The sequence below is a fragment of the Janthinobacterium sp. SUN100 genome, from assembly GCF_030397705.1.
In the GTDB taxonomy this organism is placed as follows: Bacteria; Pseudomonadota; Gammaproteobacteria; order Burkholderiales; family Burkholderiaceae_D; genus Janthinobacterium; species Janthinobacterium kumbetense.
The window spans coordinates 1,005,620-1,025,939 of the sequence record NZ_JAPUBU010000001.1 but is presented as its reverse complement, the minus strand read 5'-3'; the positions used below and the strand labels follow the sequence as shown (position 1 = coordinate 1,025,939).

At 63.1% G+C, this 20,320-nt stretch carries 20 protein-coding genes; 10 read left to right on the top strand and 10 right to left on the bottom strand.

Going from position 1 to position 20,320, the window contains the following annotated elements; all coding sequences use genetic code 11:
• Positions 1 to 8 precede the first annotated feature (8 nt).
• A complete protein-coding gene (locus O0881_RS04455; protein ID WP_289910343.1) occupies positions 9 to 620 on the top strand; it encodes an IncP plasmid survival protein KfrC family protein in 612 nt (203 codons plus the stop codon).
• Here the strand turns inward: O0881_RS04455 and O0881_RS04450 are convergent.
• Genes O0881_RS04450 through O0881_RS04440 form a run of 3 tightly spaced genes read right to left on the bottom strand, consistent with a single transcriptional unit; the run spans position 600 to position 2,153 of the window.
• Positions 600 to 1,037, bottom strand: a complete 438-nt coding sequence (locus O0881_RS04450; protein ID WP_289910342.1) for a conjugal transfer protein TraM — start codon at positions 1,035 to 1,037, stop codon at positions 600 to 602. The two genes, O0881_RS04455 and O0881_RS04450, sit on opposite strands and share 21 nt — an antisense overlap.
• Complete coding sequence (locus tag O0881_RS04445; protein ID WP_289910341.1) at positions 1,037 to 1,747, bottom strand: conjugal transfer protein TraL; 711 nt, start codon at positions 1,745 to 1,747, stop codon at positions 1,037 to 1,039. Before O0881_RS04445 ends, O0881_RS04450 begins: the two co-directional genes overlap by 1 nt.
• A 13-nt stretch (positions 1,748 to 1,760) precedes the next feature.
• The gene (locus O0881_RS04440) at positions 1,761 to 2,153 is read right to left on the bottom strand and encodes a TraK family protein (protein WP_289910340.1); all 393 of its coding nucleotides are present in this window, start codon (positions 2,151 to 2,153) and stop codon (positions 1,761 to 1,763) included.
• A gap of 369 nt (positions 2,154 to 2,522) precedes the next feature.
• Here O0881_RS04440 and traJ point away from each other — a divergent pair, with 369 nt between their 5' ends.
• From traJ to O0881_RS04395, 9 genes are all read left to right on the top strand, one after another.
• The gene (traJ, locus tag O0881_RS04435; RefSeq protein WP_289910339.1) at positions 2,523 to 2,900 is read left to right on the top strand and encodes a conjugal transfer transcriptional regulator TraJ; all 378 of its coding nucleotides are present in this window, start codon (positions 2,523 to 2,525) and stop codon (positions 2,898 to 2,900) included.
• Positions 2,901 to 2,964: 64 nt separating this feature from the next.
• Positions 2,965 to 5,196 carry a TraI/MobA(P) family conjugative relaxase gene (gene traI / locus O0881_RS04430; RefSeq protein WP_289910338.1) on the top strand — a complete coding sequence of 744 codons (2,232 nt, stop codon included), beginning with the start codon at positions 2,965 to 2,967 and terminating at the stop codon, positions 5,194 to 5,196.
• Positions 5,193 to 7,103: a type IV secretory system conjugative DNA transfer family protein gene (locus O0881_RS04425; RefSeq protein ID WP_289910337.1), complete on the top strand. Its 1,911-nt coding sequence runs from the start codon at positions 5,193 to 5,195 to the stop codon at positions 7,101 to 7,103. Before traI ends, O0881_RS04425 begins: the two co-directional genes overlap by 4 nt.
• The gene (gene traF, locus O0881_RS04420) at positions 7,100 to 7,636 is read left to right on the top strand and encodes a conjugative transfer signal peptidase TraF (RefSeq protein ID WP_289910336.1); all 537 of its coding nucleotides are present in this window, start codon (positions 7,100 to 7,102) and stop codon (positions 7,634 to 7,636) included. The genes O0881_RS04425 and traF overlap by 4 nt, the downstream gene beginning before the upstream one ends.
• 39 nt (positions 7,637 to 7,675) lie before the next feature.
• Complete coding sequence (locus O0881_RS04415; RefSeq protein ID WP_289910335.1) at positions 7,676 to 7,948, top strand: hypothetical protein; 273 nt, start codon at positions 7,676 to 7,678, stop codon at positions 7,946 to 7,948.
• Positions 7,920 to 11,162: a zincin-like metallopeptidase domain-containing protein gene (locus O0881_RS04410; protein ID WP_289910334.1), complete on the top strand. Its 3,243-nt coding sequence runs from the start codon at positions 7,920 to 7,922 to the stop codon at positions 11,160 to 11,162. Before O0881_RS04415 ends, O0881_RS04410 begins: the two co-directional genes overlap by 29 nt.
• 74 nt (positions 11,163 to 11,236) lie before the next feature.
• Positions 11,237 to 11,572: a hypothetical protein gene (locus O0881_RS04405; RefSeq protein WP_289910333.1), complete on the top strand. Its 336-nt coding sequence runs from the start codon at positions 11,237 to 11,239 to the stop codon at positions 11,570 to 11,572.
• Between the two features lie 1,134 nt (positions 11,573 to 12,706).
• On the top strand, positions 12,707 to 13,612 hold the full coding sequence (locus O0881_RS04400; RefSeq protein WP_289910332.1) for an HNH endonuclease: 906 nt from the start codon (positions 12,707 to 12,709) through the stop codon (positions 13,610 to 13,612).
• Between the two features lie 72 nt (positions 13,613 to 13,684).
• Positions 13,685 to 14,401 (top strand): GIY-YIG nuclease family protein, encoded by a 717-nt coding sequence (locus O0881_RS04395; RefSeq protein WP_289910331.1) that lies wholly within the window; start codon positions 13,685 to 13,687, stop codon positions 14,399 to 14,401.
• Positions 14,402 to 14,429: 28 nt separating this feature from the next.
• Here O0881_RS04395 and O0881_RS04390 read toward each other — a convergent pair whose 3' ends face one another.
• From O0881_RS04390 to trbG, 7 genes are all read right to left on the bottom strand, one after another.
• Positions 14,430 to 14,876 carry a conjugal transfer protein TrbN gene (locus O0881_RS04390; RefSeq protein ID WP_289910330.1) on the bottom strand — a complete coding sequence of 149 codons (447 nt, stop codon included), beginning with the start codon at positions 14,874 to 14,876 and terminating at the stop codon, positions 14,430 to 14,432.
• Between the two features lie 35 nt (positions 14,877 to 14,911).
• The gene (gene trbL, locus O0881_RS04385; protein WP_289910329.1) at positions 14,912 to 16,561 is read right to left on the bottom strand and encodes a P-type conjugative transfer protein TrbL; all 1,650 of its coding nucleotides are present in this window, start codon (positions 16,559 to 16,561) and stop codon (positions 14,912 to 14,914) included.
• A gap of 9 nt (positions 16,562 to 16,570) precedes the next feature.
• Positions 16,571 to 16,780, bottom strand: coding sequence for an entry exclusion lipoprotein TrbK (gene trbK, locus O0881_RS29220; protein ID WP_354670206.1), 210 nt, complete (start codon positions 16,778 to 16,780; stop codon positions 16,571 to 16,573).
• A 10-nt stretch (positions 16,781 to 16,790) separates the two neighbouring features.
• Positions 16,791 to 17,552, bottom strand: a complete 762-nt coding sequence (gene trbJ, locus O0881_RS04380) for a P-type conjugative transfer protein TrbJ (RefSeq protein ID WP_289910328.1) — start codon at positions 17,550 to 17,552, stop codon at positions 16,791 to 16,793.
• A gap of 18 nt (positions 17,553 to 17,570) precedes the next feature.
• Positions 17,571 to 18,923, bottom strand: a complete 1,353-nt coding sequence (locus tag O0881_RS04375) for a TrbI/VirB10 family protein (protein ID WP_289910327.1) — start codon at positions 18,921 to 18,923, stop codon at positions 17,571 to 17,573.
• Positions 18,920 to 19,333 (bottom strand): conjugal transfer protein TrbH, encoded by a 414-nt coding sequence (locus tag O0881_RS04370; protein WP_289910326.1) that lies wholly within the window; start codon positions 19,331 to 19,333, stop codon positions 18,920 to 18,922. Before O0881_RS04370 ends, O0881_RS04375 begins: the two co-directional genes overlap by 4 nt.
• Positions 19,334 to 19,412: 79 nt before the next feature.
• A complete protein-coding gene (gene trbG / locus O0881_RS04365) occupies positions 19,413 to 20,312 on the bottom strand; it encodes a P-type conjugative transfer protein TrbG (RefSeq protein ID WP_289910325.1) in 900 nt (299 codons plus the stop codon).
• Positions 20,313 to 20,320 lie beyond the last annotated feature (8 nt).

The following is a 20,320-nucleotide window of genomic DNA, read 5'->3' as shown; positions in this document are numbered from 1 at the left end:
GGCGGATCATGAAATTATCGATGGAGCGGCCGCAGCAAGGCAGGACTACTAGCGCAGGCGCGCGGGGCGGCGCCGAGATGCAGGCCGATGCGCAGCTGTACCAGGCAGTGGACGAGCAGCTGGAGCAGGCGGCAATGCTGGATGCCGCCCCGCTGGACACACAGTATGGCGCGGCATTGGCGGCGCAGGTCGAGGCCAAGCACGAGCAGGTCGAGCGCATCGAGGACAGGCTGGAAAACCTGATCGAATCGCAGGCATCGCGCCTGCAGCGCACGCAGATGCAGCAGCCGGGCTTGCTGGCATTTCCCGCCACGCGCGCGCAGTGGCAGCAGCAGGTGCAGCAGCAACAGAAAACCATGCAGCGCCTGCTGGGCCGCCTGGAACTGGTGCGAGAGGTGCGCGACAGCATGGGCGTGCACGCGCCGCGCATCGAGGAATTGGCCGCGCGCAAGCTGCGTACCCGGTATCCCGGGTTGGCCAGCGAGTGGGATGCGCAGCAGCAGGCGCAGCGTCTGGAAAAGCTACTGCAGCGGCAGCAGACGCAGCAGGGGCCCGAGCGCAGCCATGTGCTGCAAGCTGGACGCGGCTCGCGGCTGGGCCTATCGCAGCACGGCCCATGAGGCCACGGCCGCCGCCAGCATGGCCAGGCAGCCGGCGGCAACATTCAATACCGCGATGGCATGCGCGGCGCGCACGGAACGGGCGAGTTGCTGCAGGGTGCCGTCGATTTCCTGGCGTGCGGCCCTTGCCGCTTGCTGGCCTCCTTCCTGCATGGCGGCGGCCATGGCTTCCCGGGCGGCGGCCAGCGCCGCATTGACGATGCGTTCGGCCTTTTCCCTGGCGTCCGTGCTCCAGCGCCGCGACAGCTCCTCCATTTCCTCCTTGAACCGATCCAGCTGGACCTGTTGGGCCCTGGCGCTGTCCTGCATCAGGCAGCTGTTGATGGTCTGCAAAACCAGGATGGGGTCGTCGCGCGCGACGGCGATGCCATGCTTCGCGGCAATTTCCCGCAGCAGCTCCTCTGTCTGGTCGCCCATCACAGCACCATCGCGGCATCGAGTTCGCCGTACACCAGGCGCCGGATGATGCTCAGGCGCTGGCGCGTCATGATCGGCAGCGCGGGCATGGCCAGCGCCTCGTCGAAGGTCAGGCGCTGCTGCAGCATGCCGGCCAGGTCGCGTCCGAAGGTTTCCTTTTTCAAGACGGGCAGCCGGACGATGGCGGACAGGCGTTCCCTGTTGGCCAGATAGGTTTTCATCTGCTCGAAACCATTGCCCTCGTGCTCGACCGGCCCCCAGTAGGGATTGAGCCAGGCGATGAAGCGGGTTTCCGGCGGAAACTGGCTGGCCAGGTGGGCAAAGCCGCTGATGGTATCGAGCAGGGCCTGGCCGCCCGTGATCACCGTGTGCACCACCAGCAGGTGGTCGAGTTCCACCAGCAGGGCCGGGATCTGGTTGCTGATCAGGTAGTGCGACAGCGGCACGAAGGAACTGGCGCCGTTGTCGATGATGGCGTCCCCCTGGGCTTGCGCCACCAGGTCGATCAGGGCGTCGAAGCCGCGCGGATTGATTTCCTCCTCTTCCATCAGGTCGATGCGCCGGACCTGCAGCGCCTGGTAGCCATGGAAGGTGGCATTCACGGGATCGGTGTCGATGCACAGCGGCGTGCGGGCCTTGCTGAGCATGTACTGGGCGAGTAGGGCGGCGATCAGCGACTTGCCGACTCCGCCTTTACCCTGCAGCATCATATGGTATGGGCCATTACAGTAGCTCCTTTTTGTCCGGGATCGGGTTGAAATGGAAGCCGGCCGGCGCTGGCGCCGGGCGGGGTGTCTCGGCGTCCGGTTTCCCGGATGCCGCGCGGGCCTGGCGGGATGCCAGCCGCTGCGGCGCCACGCCTTGTCCAGCCGTCTCCTCTGCCGGTGCGGTGGCTTTCAGCATGCGGTGCACGTGCTTCAGGAACGTGTCGTAGCCGAACGGTACGCGTCCCGAAGCATACATATGGCGCCAGATGGTATTCATGGGAAAGCCCGCCGCCAGTGCGGCGCGTACATCGTCGCTGACGGCAAGGAAGGCGACCAGGTACTGGTCGCGCTTGGCCGGCTTGCTGCATTTGATCCAGTCACTCAGTTGTTCGGCATAGGGTTTCTCCATGGTATTTATTCCCCTTCACGTTATGCGGAAGATGCACGGTTACACCACAAAACTGGCACGGTTGAACCACCAATCTGACAAGGTTGAAGCCTGATATGCCACGGTTGGAGGCAAATAAGGCCTTTAAAGGCCTTTTCGGAATAGTGACCGATAAAATCCGCTCCGTTTTGTGCCAGAACAAGGGTTAAATCGAAAGCCTGTCCTACGATTAAATGGCTCGGTCGCCGTGCGGGCCGGGGCAGGATAGGTGAAGTTAGCTAACCGGCGGGCCGGTTATCTCTCTTCACGGTGCCTTATTCGCGCCTGCGGCGCTCAACGGGCATCCTGCTCTGCGAGGCCTGCGCGTGCCGCGCCAACCGCGAGGACGCCATGCAAGAACCAGTACACGCCACCACCCGCAAGGCCCGGCAGCTGCGCGTGCCGGTACTGCCCGATGAAGAAGCGCAGATCAAGCGGCTGGCAGCCGCGGCCGGGCTGCCGGTGGCGGCCTACCTGCGCAGGGTCGGGCTGGGCTACCGGCTGCCGGGCATCCTCGATCACCGGCGCGTCGAGGAACTGGCGCGCATCAATGGCGACCTGGGGCGGCTGGGCGGCCTGCTGAAGCTGTGGCTGACCAACGACGAGCGCACTGCCGCGTTCGGCGAGGCGACGATCCGCGCCGTGCTGGCCAAGATCGCCGATACCCAGGATGAAATGCATGCCGTCATGCGCGCCGTGGTCTTGCCGCAGCAGGGGCGCGGACTTTAGCCGCTAAAAAAATGGCTGCACCGACCGGTCAACGGCAGTCGCAGCCCAGCAGGGGGAGAGCAGCATGATCGCCAAGCATGTTCCCATGAAGGTCGCGCGGAAAAGCGGCTTTGCCAGCCTGCTGGCCTACCTGGCCGATGCGCAGGCCAAGCGGGAACGCGTCGGCAGCGTGACGGTCACGAATTGCCAGTCGGACCAGCCCGCAGTGGCCGTCACCGAGATCCTCAACACGCAGGCGCAGAACCAGCGCGCGCTGTCGGACAAGACCTATCACCTGATCCTCAGCTTTCCGGCCGGCGAGGAACCGCCCCCGGCCGTGCTGCAGGCTGTGGAAGCGCGCATCTGCCACGGGCTGGGCTATGGGGCGCACCAGCGCATCAGCGTCGTGCACCACGATACGGACAACCTGCACGTGCATATCGCCATCAACAAGATCCATCCCAGCCGCTACACGATCCACCAGCCTTACCGCGACCATGCCACGCTGGGCCAGCTGTGCGCGGCGCTGGAGGACGAGTTCGGTTTGCAGCGCGACAACCACCAGGCACGGCAAACGGGCGCCGCCAGCCGCGCCATGGACATGGAGCGCCACGCCGGCACCGAGAGCCTGCTGGGACTGGTGCGCCGCGCATGCCATGCGCAGATGCGGGAAGCGGCCTCGTGGCAGGAACTGCATGGCGTGCTGCTGTCGCACGGGCTGGCGCTGCGCGAACGCGGCAATGGCCTGGTGATCCTGGCCGAAGACGGCACGGCCGTGAAGGCCAGCTCCGTGCACCGTGACTGTTCGAGGGCGCGCCTGGAAGCGCGGCTGGGTCCATTCACTCCCGGGGCGGCCGGGACAGGCGGCTGCCATGTTAGCCAAGCGAGCCAAATTCGCCAGCCGCTGCGCCTGCGCGTGGCGACGGCCGCACTGTATGCGCTTTACCAGGAGCAGCAGCAGGACGCCGTCCAGGTGCGCGCTGGCGCCCTGGCGGGCGCGCGCGCACAGCACCAGCGCCTGATTGCCGAGGCGAAGCGCCGGGGCAGGCTCAAGCGGTCGGCCATCCGCATGCTTGCCTGCGGCCCGTTTGCCAAACGCATCCTGCATGCGGCAGCCGCGAAGACGCTCATGGCGGACATCGAACGCATCAATAGCGGCTACCTTGCCGAGCGCCGCGCCATCCGCAGCCAGCACGGCCGCCTTGCCTGGGCGGACTGGCTGCGCACCCGTGCCGGGGCTGGCGACGCGCAGGCGCTGGCCGCCCTGCGCGCACGCGGCGGCAAGCAGGGCCTGGCAGGCAACACGCTGGCCGGCAGCGAGCTGGCAAGTGAGGCAGGCGGGGCGCAAGCGCCGAATGGTTTGCGGCAGGACAGCGTCACCAAGCATGGCACGCTCATCTATTGCGCTGGCGCGACCACGATCCGCGACGACGGGCATAAGCTGAAAATCACGCGCGGCGCCACGCAGGCGGGCCTGCTGCTGGCGCTGGACATGGCGGTATCGCGCTATGGCCGCTGCCTGCATGTCGATGGCAGCGCCGCGTTCCAGGACCAGGTCATCCAGGCGGCGGCTGCCGCGCACCTGGCGGTCACGTTCGACGACGCCGTGCTGGAGCGGCGCCGGCGGGACCTGTTGCGTGCCGTGGGCACGAAGGAGAAGCAGGATGAACAGGCAAGGCAACCGCGCCGGGGCGGACAGCCCGGTGAAGGCGCAGCGCGACGCGCTGCTGGAGCAGGCGCTGGAGTCGCTGGAGCGTGCGCCGCCACCACGTCCGGCGAGCCCCGCGCCGGACCCCGGCGCGGCTCCCACTCCCAGCCCGACCCTGGCGGCGTTGGAGGCCATCCGCCGCCCGCAGCCAGGAACCGTCTGCGAAAGCTGTCCCAACTCGGTATGGTTCGCATCGGCAGTGGAACTGAAGTGCTATTGCCGCGTGATGTACCTGGTCACATGGAGCAGCAAGGAGCCGCAGCAGATCAGCGCATGCGACGGCATGTTCCTGGGCGGGGAGGCGTAGCGGACAGGCGGGATACCGGCTCGGCGGCAGTGGATGCCTTCCTCCTTGAGCAGGAACAAACAAGGCCGCGATTGTCCGATATACCGAAATTTGAACGATATGATGGTGTCAAGGGGCCGGTTGTCTTTGCCGGGCTGCGCGAGGCGGGCGGCCAGGTGCTGGCGCTGCTGGAGCGGGGCGCTGCAACGATGGTCCTGCCGGTGAGCGGCGCCGCAGCAAGGCGCTTGCGCCAGCTGGCCCCTGGTGATGCCGTCACCGTGACGCTTGACGGCGTCATCAAGACGAAAGGACGGACCAGATGAAAGACAGGTTCAACAATGCCGTCGGCCCCCAAGTGCGCAGCGCGCGGCGGGGCGCCCGCAAGGCCATCCCGGCGCTGGCCGCGCTCACCCTCGTTGGCGGTTTCCAGGCGGCTACCCAGTTCTTTGCCCACGCCTTCCACTACCAGAGCGCACTGGGCTGGCATGCCAGCCAGGTGTATCCGCCATGGGCCATCGTCGGCTGGGCTGCCAGATGGCGCGGCCAGTATCCGGATGCGCTGATGCAGGCGGGCAGCGTGGGTATCAGCGTCGCGGGCGTCGGCCTGATCGGGCTGCTGGTAGCCCGGATGATCTCGGTGAATTCGGCCCGCGCCAGCGAGTACCTGCACGGCTCGGCGCGCTGGGCGAACATCACGGACATCCGGGCCGCCGGCCTGCTGCCTGCGACACGCTCGCTGTGGCAGCTGCTGGCCGGAAGGGCGCAGCCGGCCAGCGCCGGCGTGTACGTGGGGGCCTGGCTGGACCGGGCGGGCAGGCAGCACTACCTGCGCCACGACGGGCCGGAGCACGTGCTGACGTACGCGCCGACCCGCTCCGGCAAGGGTGTCGGCCTGGTGGTGCCGACCCTGCTCGCTTGGCCGCACAGCGCCGTCGTCACCGACCTGAAAAGCGAGCTGTGGGCGCTGACCTCGGGCTGGCGCCAGAAGCATGCAGGGAACAAGGTGCTGTACTTCGAGCCGGCCGCCGCCAAGGGCAGCGTGTGCTGGAATGCGCTCGACGAGATCCGCCTGGATACGGAGCACGAGGTGGGCGACGTGCAGAATCTCGCCACCCTGATCGTCGACCCGGACGGCAAGGGGCTGGAGACGCACTGGCAAAAGACCAGCCAGGCGCTGATCGTCGGCGTGATCCTGCATGCGCTGTACAAGGCGCGCGCCGAAGGATCGACGGCCACCTTGTCGGTGGTCGACGCCATGATGGCGGACCCGAACCGCGGCATCGGCGAGCTGTGGATGGAAATGATCACCTACAGCCATGCAGACGGACGCAATCATCCGGTGGTGGGTTCGGCCGCGCGCGACATGCTCGACCGGCCCGAGGAGGAAGCCGGTTCCGTGCTGTCGACGGCCAAGTCCTACCTGTCGCTGTACCGCGACCCTATCGTCGCGCGCAACGTGAGCCGCTCGGAATTCCGCATCCGTGACCTGATGCACCACGACAGCCCGGTGAGCCTGTACATCGTCACGCAGCCGACGGACAAGGCGCGCCTGCGCCCGCTGGTGCGCGTGCTGGTCAACATGATCGTGCGCCAGCTGGCTGACCGCGTCAGCTTCGAGAACGGGCGTCCCGTGGCGCGCTACCGGCACCGCCTCCTGATGATGCTCGACGAGTTTCCCAGCCTGGGCAAGCTGGACATCATGCAGGAGTCCTTGGGCTTCCTGGCCGGCTACGGCATCAAGTGCTACCTGATCTGCCAGGACATCAACCAGCTCAAGAGCCGCGAAACGGGCTATGGTCCCGATGAAAGCATCACTTCGAGCTGCCATATCCAGAATGCCTATCCGCCGAACCGGCTGGAGACGGCTGAGCACCTGTCCAAGCTGACGGGCCAGACCACGGTGGCGAAGGAACAGGTCACGACGAGCGGGCGCCGCACCAGCGCCTTGCTGGCCCAGGTGTCGCGCACCATCCAGGAGACGCAGCGCCCGCTGCTCACGCCGGACGAGTGCCTGCGCATGCCCGGTCCCGTCAAGTCGGCCAGCGGCGACATCGAGAAGGCGGGCGACATGGTCGTCTATGTAGCAGGCTATCCGGCGATCTACGGCCGCCAGCCGCTGTACTTCCAGGATGCGGTCTTCCAGGCGCGTGCCGCCATCCCCGCGCCCACGAAAAGCGACAAGCTGCATCACGCGCACCGGCCTGCGAACGGGGAGGGCATACGGCTATGAACCGGACCTGCGTGAAACTCGGCGCCTGGAGCGCCTCGCTGGGCGCCGCGCTGCTGGTGCTGGGCGTGGCAGCCCACCTGGCTGGCGCGCGCATCAACAGCAGCCATAGCATTCCGCGCGGCTTGTACTGGACCAGTTCAGCCCCGGTGGCGCCCGGGCGCTACGTGGTGTTCTGTCCGCCCCAGCTGGGGGTGTTCGAGGAGGCACGCCGGCGCGGCTACATCAGCGCGGGTTTCTGTCCCGGCGGCTATGGCTACATGATGAAGAAAGTGCTTGGCGCGGGCAATGACGCGGTCAGCGTGGCGCCGGACGGCGTGCGCGTCAACGGACGCCTGCTTGCGCACAGCGCGCCGCTGGCCGCCGACGGCAATGGCCGTCCCATGGCGCGCTTCCAGGCTGACCAATACATCCTCAGCGAATTCCAGTTGCTGCTGATGGCGGACGCCAATCCCCGGTCTTTCGACGCGCGCTACTTTGGCCCCGTCCAGCGCATGCAGGTCCGCACGGTGATCGTCCCGGTGCTGACCTGGTAGCACGTCCGATTTTCAACCGCGTAAAAGAGGAGGAAACCGATGAAGAATGCACGAGACAGGCAGACCGGTGGCGCGATGGCTGAAGAACAGGTCATGGCAGCCGTCCTGCGCGAAAAGCTGGGCGACGCCGCCATACCTGGCAGCCGGGCCGAGTTTGCGCCGGATGAAGCCGAACAGGCCGGCTCCTTTGCCGAGGATGCCGTGGATGAACACGATGCGGCGGCAGGCGTCATCGACCTGGCCGATGCCAGCGCGCCGCTGTCCCTGACAGGGAGCACGAACCATGAACGACCTGCCCAAGTCACTGATTGAAACGATTGCCGAGAAGCTGGTGGCGCAGCTCAGGGAAGGCACGGCCCCCTGGCAGAAGCCGTGGCAGCCTGGCGAGCCGGGAGCATTCCTGCCATTTAATCCCACCACGGGCAAGCGCTACAAGGGCATCAATGCCTTGCACCTGATGAGCGAAGGCCATGCGGACCAGCGCTGGATGACCTACAAGCAGGCTGCTTCCGCCGGTGCGCAGGTGCGCCAGGGAGAGAAGGGCACGCCCATCCAGTACTGGAAATTCAGCGAGGAGCAGGGCCAGACGGATGCCGACGGCAAGCCGGTGCTGGGCAGCGACGGCCGCCAGGCGCGGCAGTCTGTCAGGCTGGAGCGGCCGCAGATGTTTTTTTCCACGGTGTTCAATGCGTCGCAGATCGACGGCCTGGCGCCGCTGGCACCACGGCCAGCTGCTGCCTGGGCGCCGGCCGAGCGGGCGGAGCGGATACTGCAGGCATCAGGCGCCAGCATCGAGCATGGCGGTCGCGAGGGCCGCGACAGCGCGTTCTACCGGCCGTCCACCGACACCATCCACCTGCCGGGCAGGGAGCAGTTCCCCACGGCGGACAATTACTATGCGACGGCGCTGCATGAACTGGGGCACTGGACCGGGCATGCCAGCCGGCTGGGCCGCGACCTTGGCCATCCGTTCGGCAGCGAGGAATATGCACGAGAAGAGCTGCGCGCGGAAATCGCCAGCATGCTGCTGGGCGACGAGCTGGGCATCGGCCACGATCCCGGCCAGCACGCGGCCTATGTCGGATCATGGATACGCGCGCTGCAGTCCGATCCGCTGGAGATTTTCCGCGCCGCGTCCGGGGCCGAGAAGATCCAGGCCTACGTGCTGGGACTGGAACAGGTGCAAATGCTGGGGCAGGCTGCGTCGCCGCAGCAGGTGCCTGTTGCAGCAGATGCCGCGCCCTTCATAGTCCGCGAACGGGTGGGTGGCAAGGATCTGTTTTCGCAGTCCTTCGCCACGCTGGACGAAGCGGCACGCTGCTACGTGGGGAAGTCGCAGGCCGCCAACCGCAGCATGGAGGCGCCGGACGGGCGGGAACTCGCTGGCGTCGTGTGGGGGCCGGACGGCGATTTCGCATGCGAGCGCTTTGCATCGCCGGAAGTGGAGCAGGCCGTGGCAGCGGCCCAGGAACAACACTGGCAGGGGTTCGACGCCGCCAAGGTGGAGAAGCGCGCGGAACAGGAGGAAGGGGAGGCTATCGTGAAGGTCGATATGGAAAATGCGGGCGACAGCGAGGTGGCCCTGGCGCGGCTGCAGGTATTGCGCGGTGGCGGCAGCGAGGCCGGTGCCGTTCTGGACGCAGCCGCCATGCGACATCTGGGCTTTGCCTTGCCGCACGACTGGAACGGCCGCGTGATGGTGCAGGGCATGGCCACTGGCGAGGTGGATGGGGAGCAGCAGGAAGCATCGGCCGAGCAGCTTGGCCTCAGGCCGGAATTCTGGAGCGTCTACGCGCAGCAGGGCGATGGCCGCCACCAGTGGCTGGCCGATCGCGGTACCCAGCGCGAAGCGGCGCAGCTGGCGGGCAGGCTGGCGCTGATCGACGCGCACTCCGAAACGGATGAACGCGAGAAGGCCGTGAAGCTGGCCCGCCTTCACGAAGAACACGTGCGGCGCGATCCTGCCAGCGCTGCGGAAGACCTGGTTGCGGCCCGCGAAGCGCGCAAAAGCGCGGAACTGGCCTCCGTCACCGGCAGCGCGGACCTGCAGCGCCGGGTGGCGCAGCTTGAACAGGACAGCGGCCAGGCCGCAGCTAGCGCAAGTGTGCTGCTTGCCGTGCCGTTCAGGGAAAAGGACGAAGCCAAGGCCCTGGGTGCGCGCTGGGACAGGGCGGCGCAATCGTGGATGGTGCCGCCTGGGGCCGATCCCGCCGTGTTCGGGAAGTGGTACCGGCAACCCGCAGCCGAGGGGGCTGGCGGACAGGAGCCGCGTGACGGCGCGCCAGCCACACCGCGCCAGCCGCGCCAGTACCTGGCCGTGCCATACGGTGAACGCAAGCTTGCCAAGGCGGCGGGCGCGGCATGGGACAAGGTGGCGAAATCCTGGTATGCGGGAGCGAAGGCGAACATGGCGCGGCTGGCACGCTGGATGCCCGGCAAGGCAGGTCCCCAGCAGGGGCCCGCCATGACGGCGCAGGAGGAGTTTGCCGACGCGCTGCGCAGCCTGCGCTGCGTGGTGAGCGGCGAGCACCCCGTGGTGGATGGACAGAAGCACCGCATCACCGTGGAAGGCGAAAAGCACAGCGAGCATTCCGGTTCCGGCTTCTATGTCGCTCACCTCGATGGCCATCCGGCAGGCCATATCAAGAACAACAAGACGGGCGAGGCGATGGACTGGAAGTACAAGGGCTATGCGCTCGACCCGGAACAGAAGGCCCGGCTGCAGGCCGAAGCGGCTACCAGGCTGCAGGAACGGCAGGCCGCCCAGGCGCAGCTGCAGGAGGAGGCGGCGAGCCGCGTCGTGCGGCAGATGGCCAGCCTGCTGCCGATGGCGGAACCGACGCCGTACCTGGTGTCGAAGGGGCTGCAGCCTACCCCGGGCATTTTCACCGACAAGGCAGGCAAGACCAGCTACATTCCCGCGACCGACGCCGATGGCAAGCAATGGAGCATGCAGTACATCGGCGAGGATGGCAGCAAGCGCTTCGCACGCGACAGCCGCAAGACGGGCTGCTTCCACGCCGTCGGCGGCCTCGAGGCGCTGGCCCGGGCGCCTGTACTGCTCATCGCCGAAGGCTACGCAACCGCGGCCAGCCTGTCAAAGTCAGTCGGCTTCGCCACGGTGGCCGCTTTTGACTCCGGCAACCTGCCACTGGTGGCGAAGGCGCTGCACGGCCGTTTCCCGGGCAAGCCGGTGATCATCGCCGGGGACAACGACCAGCACCTGGAAGCAACGCAGGGTATCAACCCCGGCAAGGCCAAGGCGCAGGAAGCTGCCCGCCTGACTGGCGGCCGCGTGCTGCTGCCCATCTTTGCCCCGGGCGAGCAGGCGGCCGATCCGAAGGGATACACCGACTTCAATGACCTGGCCAGCAAGAGCCGGCTGGGCATGGAAGGGCTGGACCGGCAGGTGCGTCCGGCCGTGCAGTCCGAAATTGAAAGCATGCTGGCGAATGCCAATCAGAATGCCTTGTCTCTTGTGCGGGAACCGCTGCAGCGCCGGCTGGTCAGATCCGGACCGCAGTGACAGCATGCGGTTTGCAGCCCATGCTGACGGTAGCAGGAAACAGGAACAGGAAACGATGGAACGGAGATCAGAAAATGAATGTTTTGCCGATTAAGGCCGCGCCGCTGCTCTTGCATGCAGGCGGCGCCCGCAGCCATCCAGATCTGCCCTTCTTTGACGATGACGATCTAGAATCATGGGACAACTGGTTGCGAGCGCACCGCTTGGAGGTGATGCGGGTGTGGATGGAAGATGACGCACTGGCGGTGGATAGTTACAGGAAGTTCCTGGCTGGCGATATTACCGAGGCATTGTCTGCATGGCAGCCCTGCAAGCCGGATGGTGACTATGCCTGGTTCCTTCTAGCTGTTTTTGATGGAAGGGAGGGGCCTTGCGCCTATTTTGTACGGAGCGCATCGCTTTTTTTTTGATGGTTCCGATACTAAATGGGGGGCTGCGATAATGGTGGCGATTCATGCAGTACGTTAGCTCCGCACAGCGTTACGCCGGTGAGGATCATGTGATTCTGAAAGCGAGGCACGCCGTTTACTTGGCCGTGCAGCAGCACAACCCGGCGCGCTGGTCCGAGAACTCGCAACTGGACAAACGCACGCCCAGTGACCCTCAAGCCTGAACGAGACAGCGTTGTGGATTTGGCTGCCAGCATAGAAGGAGTAAGCCAAAAAGCTGCATGAGTCGGGCGACCACTACCATGGCATGCACAGATATCTTGCAGGTGGTCGCGATTAAGCGTATTCTTATGGTAAATAAATATAGTTAATATTGCATTTAACTATGGATAATTTTATGAAATATACGCCGAATTTATTATGTATTTATGGCCATCGATGAAAATATATGCCAAAGTTCGCGGCTGTTAATGGCGCGCAGCTGATGCGCATCGTGGCGTTATTTAGGTGCGTGTATGGCACGGAATCATCTTCACCAAGTTAAATTGGTTAGCTCCGCGCTAATGCTTGAATTTTGATGGATCATTTATGGATGAATCTGCCGTACCTACCTATATTGCCTATAATGGCCGCTGAAACTACCGTACATGTTCAATGCCAATTTTGTCGCGGGTTTCGAAAGGTGCTATGCATATTTCGTTGGAGCATGTTCAACGGAGTGCGATGCGCACTGCGACTTACAAAAGCGCTGATCTCGACGTGCCAATTTTCTCACGTACGGAGGCCTCCGTTATAAGCTTACCCAACGTCGCACCGGCACAGGTGTTATTGCTACAGTCTAAGCGAATTCCTCCTTTATTTCCACTTGCGGGCGAGGTTGATGGGATGAACACGCTGTCGGACCGGCGCACATTTGCGGTTCGCCTAAATAATAGTATCGACTTCAAGCAACGTAGGTTTTTTTGAACTACAGAAAACAATATAGAGAATGTGGTAATAAATTAACGCTAGCCTGGAAGTGCTCAGTGTGATCTCCATAAGCATGTCTTTTGTTGTCGGCATAACTTTCATAATTTTCTCGATTTCTTATAATGGCGAGCTGATCACCGCCATGTGTGCATACCTACTCTATCGCTTTGTTAAATTCAATTTTCCATGTTCAACCAAACAACTTACACCGGCGTGCCGATCAATGTCTTTCTGCAGGATTTTATAGACGCTTTACAAGAAGAGGGCTTTACGGTCTCACTTTCCGAAATGTCGCCACGTCTAGGTCAGCATAAGACATTTAGAATCACTTATCGAGGAGCTTATGTCGCGTCGACAAATCCAAGACTCTGGGCCAGAAAAGTTCGGCCGTTTTGTTGCGAATATAGATTTCCGGATGAGAATTTAAAGGCACACGCGAAAGTACCTGCAGACTTCGATCTCAATGAATTTTCAAGATATCATGGTTGCAATCCGAATCGTTTACGTATAGAAGATCAAAAGAAAGAAGGTCGGTATTTATGGATAGAAGATACGGAGACTGCTCTTCACCTTTTACGCGACTGGAAACGGCGCATTAATGAGGAATCCTTCTCGGCGGCAAGCAGTTCTGCGGAGCAGATTGTGGAAGATCTAAATACTATCCTGGCCGATGTTGCTATTTCTGAGACTGATCGTCTCGCACAGATAAAGATCCGTTTAGGACAAGGTACATTCCGAAAAATGCTCGACGACGAATTTTCAACTAGTTGCGCGGTAACGGGAATCGATGTTCCGGAAGCGCTGAGGGCTTCGCACATTGTTCCATGGCGGAGTTCTACCTCCGAACAGCGCCTGAACCCGATGAATGGGTTGCTGCTGTCTGCAAATATCGATTCGCTGTTTGACCGGTATATGATTACTTTTCGCCAAAATGGCGAACTGGAATGCTCACGGACACTGACGCAGCAACAGTGGGACCGACTTGGCGCCATAGGCGATCTTCGAGTCAAACCTACCAAAGCGCGGGCCGAATTTCTAAAGTTACATAACGCAGAATTTGAAAAATGTGAACGAATGCGGTTGGCCAAGTGACTTAGAAAAATATCGCACCGTGGAGTTCGTAGCAAGTTGGCATCGAAAAAGGGATATGCGAGAGATCAAAACATGATCGATGAAAATGCAATACACATTATAAAATTTTTTCGTATTTCCCCAGCCGCGCTAGTAGAAGACTCCAACGATGAGGAAAATTTGATCACAGGGCCGGTGGATTTCGTCACAGTCCTTAAACCCTGCTACGGTGTGGTAGTGGCGTCGTGGGATCAGAGCAACCTGTTTGGGGTTGTGACGCGCCTTGGAGTAATTTTACGCGTGGGGCCAAAAGGTGCTGTAGTTCAATGGGTCCCGGCTGATCTGCACTATCGGCCAAATTCTTCGGGTCGACGCTTCTGGACGCAGGCTACGCCATTTTTTGGATTCGCCCCCGCGGTGGCCGAGCGCTACATGCTAGTATCAACATTTGCGGAGCACTTTCAGGACCTAAGTATATCTGGTTCTCGAACTAGCCTGTACGGTACAGCGCAACCTCGCCCTTTGGACAGTCCGACCGGAGGGTACGTATATCTCGTACGCTCACCCTACGGCGTAAAGATTGGCAAGAGTGTGAACGTGAAGAAGAGGGCCCGGCTTTTCGAAGTGAAATTACCGTTCCCTATAACGGTTGAGCACTACGCATGGTTTGAGGATTACTCATTGGCGGAGCGCAACCTGCATCGGCAATATCATGCGAAGCAGCTTGAAGGTGAGTGGTTTGATCTTTCTTCCGCTGACGTTGAAATGATCAAATCGCTAGGGAAACCAGTCCCAGTGAAGGATTTGTAGAGCGTTGATTCGCTTGAATTAATAGTGTTCACTTGGGAATAGCAAGCGCTACGAAAGGAGTATTGCATTCTAGCCAATTTGCCCATTTAATTCCTTTTTTGATCAGATCAGCTCGATACAGTAAGTTGTATTGGGCTGTTCTCGAATGGTAGTTGGCCGCTCTGGTCCACAAATTTCCAGTGTCGTACAACAAGTGTCGTCTCAACCGCCAAGCGGCTAGGTCATACGGATAGCAACCTTTAACCGCGACATGGGCTGGGACGATTCCATATTTCCGTAGCTCATGTAAATAGGCGGAATTGAACTGCATCGGCCCGATGTCATAGGTACCATTTTTATTGATGTTGACCATCCCGGGCATGCCGCCTTCTTTCTCGGCGATTGCCAGCAAAATATTGGCGGGCACCTGGTATTTGATGGCGGCCGTGATCGAGCACACGATGCGCTCCTGCTGCAAGGGAGGGAGATCGAGCATGCTGTTTCTCCTTTGTTCAGTATGCGCGTAGAGAGCTATTCTGGCTTGCGGTCGCGGAATGCCGCCACCTCCGCAGTCGGATCTGCGGAAGTGCTGTCTCCTGCAGAGAGACTGCCGTCTTCCGTCGCCGATGCCCCGGTATCTGGCGCTCCATCCTGATCTCGGGACTTGATAGCGGCAGCAATCTGGCCGCCGATGGTTTTGCCGACGCGGTCACCGGCCGCAGCAAGGCCTTGCCTGACCTTTGCCTTGCCAACATCCCAGCTTCCCTGCACCAGATTGCCCGCAGCACCTGCCGCAATCCTGCCCGTTTTCGCCGCCAGTGCCGCTGCGGCGGCTGGGCTACCCATTCCGGGCGCCGTTTTTTCTGCACGTTGGCCCGTTTTGCCTTCGCTGCCAGCGTTGGCTGGTCCGTTTGCACTTTGCTGATTGGCGGGTGAGGCGGGAGGCTGCGATTGCTGTGGTGCGCTGCCAGTAGGCTGTGTTTCTGCGCTACCACTTCCAGCGTCCGCGCTGCTGCTTGCCGCCTGCGCAGTGTCGCCCATGGCTGCAGCGAGCGCGCCGCTGCCGCTGCCTGGATCGGGTCCGGTTCCTCTGCCGCCTCCTACGGCCGAGGCCATGAAGTCGCGGGTGCCGCTTCCTGCGCTTTCTGCAGCATTTGCCTTGGAGACGGCCGCCATCAGTGCCTGAACTCCGCCGGCGATGTTCGCAGTACCTGCGACAGCCGCGGCACCGGCGGTTGCTGCGGCCGTCGCGGCCATGGCGGCTGCACCCAGTGCCGTTCCTGCACCGAGGCCGCTGCCAAGAGCACCGGTGCCACCGCCCATTGCCAGGCCGCCCACCAGCGACGGGACTTTGTTGACCAGGGCGAGCAGAACGATGGCGACAACCATGACGACTGCCAGTTCATTCATCTTGTAGGCAGAACTCATATTGTTATAAAACTGGTCGATGAATGACTTCCCTATGCCGACAAGTAGTACCATCGTAAAGAGCTGGGCGCCAATGCTCAGCACGGTTTTGTAGTAGTTGATGGCCATGTCCGATGTCCAGCGCGAACCGCCAAAGCCGAGAAAGAAGATACCTGCATAGGCCAGTATCCACCCGCTGATCAGGAGCAGTAGCATGTTCACGCCGATCAGGGCAAGGGAAATGAGCGTGATCAGGCTGATTGTTACGCCAACGGCGCTGCTCAAGGGGGACCAGAGCGAGGATTTTTCGAGGACATTGGCGAAGAGCCCGAATCCGATGTCAACGATCCCCGACGGGGATAGGCCCGTACCGGTACCAGCGGCTCCAGCGCCTATCGCGCGCATCGAGTCGATGATGGACGTGGCAAAACTTGGACCATTGCGCAGCAGCCACCAGTAGAACCCGGTAAAAATGGTGAAGCGCACGAACTCGGCAAAGAACTCACCGATATCGGATTTTCGCAAGGCCATCATGCCAAACGTCCATACCATGCTGATTGTCGCCAGGGTCCAGAACAGGCGCGTGGCATGTGTGGTGATCGTCGCCGCCCATGTTGCTGCGATGGCAGAGTAGCGAGCAAGGACGTTGTCCAGCACACCTGTGTTGTTGATCTCCGCCCAAGCCGTGTAGGGCAGCAATGCCAAACACAGGAGAAGCGCGGCACAAAACGCCACCTTAATGAATGGGCTGGGTGCCAGAGGATTGGCTTTCATCAGATTGCCTCACCATTCACGCTTGGGACTTGGACGGAAGGTATTGCGCCGCACGCACAGGTCCGTGAACTGGCTGCGTGCCGTCCGGTCCTTGATCTTCGCGATGGCCTCCGGCTCGCAGTTCTCTGCCGTCACGGGCGGCAGGGAGTCCGCCGGATCGCCAGGCGTGCAGGCCCCCAGCTGGACTAGTAAGGCGAAGAGTATGATTGAGTGGCGCATTGCTGCCTCCCTACCAGCCGCGCACGGGGCTGGGACGATAGGTGTTGCTCAGCACAACCTCGTCCGAGGCGCGCTGCATTGCCTCGCGGTCGGCCAAGCTCTGGTAGCGCGTGGCGATGACGTTTTGCTGGGAAATCAGCAGGCCGCGTATCTGCAGCAGCTGCGTGGCTTGCTGGCTTGCCAGCTGATTGGCGTAGCCGATGGCCTGCATCTGGCCGCTGGCGCCTTGCGCCGCCGCCTGCAGCTTCATCAACTGGCGCGCGTCGGCCTCCATGGCGTCCTGCTGGCGGTCCAGTCCCCGGAAGAGGGCATCGGTCGAGCGCTTCTGCGCATCCGAACCGAGGCGCTGGGCGTCGCTCATCGCATTCCACTCCGCCTGCGTGCAGCCGCGCACCGAGAAGCAAGGTGATCCGCGATAGTCGCTGGCGCTGCGGTACTTGCGCAGATAGGCGTCAATGCTGCCCAAGCTGCTCTTGTAGTAGCCGAGGGTATCGATTTCGCGCCGCAGCAGGTTCATCGTCTGGCTGGCCTGGTCCCAGATGAAGGCGGGCGGCGCGGCAGTATTTTGCAGCATGTTCTGGTACTGCTGCAGCTGCGTGCGGTACTGCTGGATCTGCTTGAGCGTATGCGCCACGTTTTCCAGGGCGCTCACACTGTTCTGCGACAGGTTGCTGGCATCGATGACCGGCAGCCCCGCGCGTGCCGGCTGCACGGCAATCGGAATGCAGAGCGCCATGCCCGCCATGATTTTAGCCGCTAAAGATTTGTCCATGATTGCTGCTCCTTGCCGTCAGTAGTCGAATGCCTTGTAGGGGCGGGAAAAGGTCAGGTCCTTGGTGACGATCACGTTGAAGCGGTAGCCGGGCCGGATTTCCAGCGTCGGTGCGATGTTCATGTTCCGGGCGATCAGCTGGGCCGTCACCTGCCCAAGCTGCTGCCCCAGCGCCTCGCTCATGGCGCTGCTGGCGCTCTGGCGCGTGCCCAGGCTCAGTGTCTGCGGCTGGCTCATGGCGATGCCCGCCGTGATGCCTGACATCAGGAAGGCCGAGGAAAACAGGCGGAAGTAGTGGTTGTTGACCTGGTCGCGGAAGCCCGCATAGCCAGCGCTGTCCGCGCCGGGCATGCTGCCGATGTCCATGGCCTTGCCATCGGGGAAGACGATGCGCTGCCACGCGACCAGCACGCGCGACTGGCCGTAGGCAATGTCGCTGGAGTACTGGCCCAGCAAGCGCGAACCCTGCGGGATCAGCCGCCATTTTCCTGTTGCGGTGTCGAACACGTCCTGGCTGACCTGGGCGACGATCTGGCCCGGCAGGTCGGAATTGACGCCGGAAATGAGCACGGCCGGGACGATGAAGCCGGCGCGCAGCTCGTATGGCGAGCGGGGCGCTTCCGCACGGGAGTCGAGACGCCAGCGGTCGCCTTGGCCCTGTACGTCGAACTGGCGGTAGTCCCTGCTGCCCGCCGGTGGTTCGACAGACGGCACGGTGCGGGACACGGTGTCGCCCAGGCTTGCCGCCTGCAGCTGCTGCAGCCGGGCCAGGTAGGCGGCGGTAGGGTTGTCGCGACCCTGCGCATCGGCCTGCTGCTGCAGGGCCGCCATTTGCGTCAGGGCTTCCTCTCTGCTGAGCGGGATGCCAACAGGCGCGGAACCGGCGCTGCGCGGTGCAGCGGCTTGCACCGTGGTGCGCGAGCGGACCGCTTCGTCGAGCTGGCGCAGCTTGTCCATGCGGCTGCGTTCGCGTTCTTCCATGCCGCGCTGCTCTTCCAGCGGCAGCGCGCCGCCGGGCGGCCGCGGCGGAGCTTCGAGTTCATCGGGGCGCGCCACGATGATGGCGCCGGGCGGGGGGATCTCTGGCATTGGCGGGGCCGCTGCCTTTGCTGGCGCGACGAAACCGTCCTTTTCGCTGCCCGCGATCTCGCTGGCGAACATGCTGGTGCTGCCTGCCTTGGCTTCCAGCTGGTCCGCCGGGCGGTTTTGCTGCGCCGAGCGGTCCCAGGCTACCAGGGCCATCACCAGCAGGAAGATGCCCATGGCGCCGCCAACCAGGTAGACGGGCAGGTTGTTGACCCTGCGCACGCCGGATTTCCTGCGGACGCTGCCGGGCGAAGCGTCCGGCGACATATCTTCATCGCCGCTCATTGCGCAGCCTCCCTGCGAATCCATGCGCTTGCCGGGCGGGCCGCGCCGCCTTGCAGCAGGTAGGCGCGCGTCAGCGACTCGCTTCCCGCATACAGGGTCAGGCGGACCAGGTCCGGCTCGGTAGCCATGTCCAGTACGTAGCGCAGCGCGGTGTCGCCGGCCGCCGGTGGCAGCGGCGGTACGGCGGGCGGCGTCTGGCTGCTGAATTCCCCGATGGCGTAGCCTTGCGACCGCAGCCGCTCCAGCAGTTCCCTGCCGAAGCCGTCCTGCGCCGCATGCTGCAGCGCAAAGCGCGTGCGCGCTGGCGGATAGCTGGCGATGAGCCGCGCGGCGGCGTCGGCGGCGATGCCGTTTTCCTGCGCTGGCACCGGCGCGGCCAGCTGGTTGCCGTAGGCGGGCGCGTCAGCCATGCGGTTTGCGGCGCAGCCCGCAAGGCAGGCCAGCAGGAGGTGTGTAAAAATCAGGCGTGCAAGCATCAGGGCGCGCATGCTATTTCTCCCGCGTGATGGTGATCTTGTCCTGCGTGCGGCCGGCGCCGGCTATCAGGATGGCCTTGTCGAAGACCGTGTCGACGATGTAGCGGTCGCCCTGCAGACGGTAGTTCACCATGGCCGTTTCATCTTCGCTGAACAGGCCGCCGTCCCTGCGCACCACCAGCAGGGTGGGCGCTTCCGTCTGCGCCATCGCCTGCGGCATCTGGATGATGGTCTTGCTGCCGTTGTTGTACACGCGAACGGGCTTCCAGGGGGCGGAGCCCGTCACGGCATAGGCGAAACTGAGGTCGCCCAGGTACTCGCCGGTCTGCGCGATGGTGCGTTCCTGCTTTTCCCTGCTATCGCGGGTCTTGATGGCGTCCCACTTGGCGGCTGCGTCTTCGGCATAGGTGAAGGCGATGCGCGGCATGAACTCGCTGCGGTGGGAGCGCAGGCGGAAGTGGTAGGTACGCCTGCTGGTGGTGACGATCAGCGAGGTTTCCAGCCCCACGTCGAGCGGCTTGATGATGAGGTGCTGGACTTCGGCGGGGCCGCTGCCCGTGATGGCCGGTTCGACAGTCCAGCGCGCCGTGTCGCCGAGGTGGATGGAATTGACCTGTTCACCCGCCTGCAGCTCGATATCGCATACCTGCAGCACGGCGCACACGATGCCGGGCTGCTGTGCACCAAACAGGAAGCGGATTGCGCCGTCTTCCCCCGGGACGGGCTGCATGCCGGTGCCGCTGCCGGTGCGCCAGCGCTGCGCGATGGCGATCGCATCTTTTTCCTGCCTGGTCAGTACCAGGTCCTTGCCCGAGAAATAGCTGTCTGCGACGCTCTTGCCGTCTGGCGCGGCCTGGGCCGCAGCCTGGACGACGGCGAGTGCCAGCATCAGCAGAAAGGGGATGGGTTGCATGGCTGGCC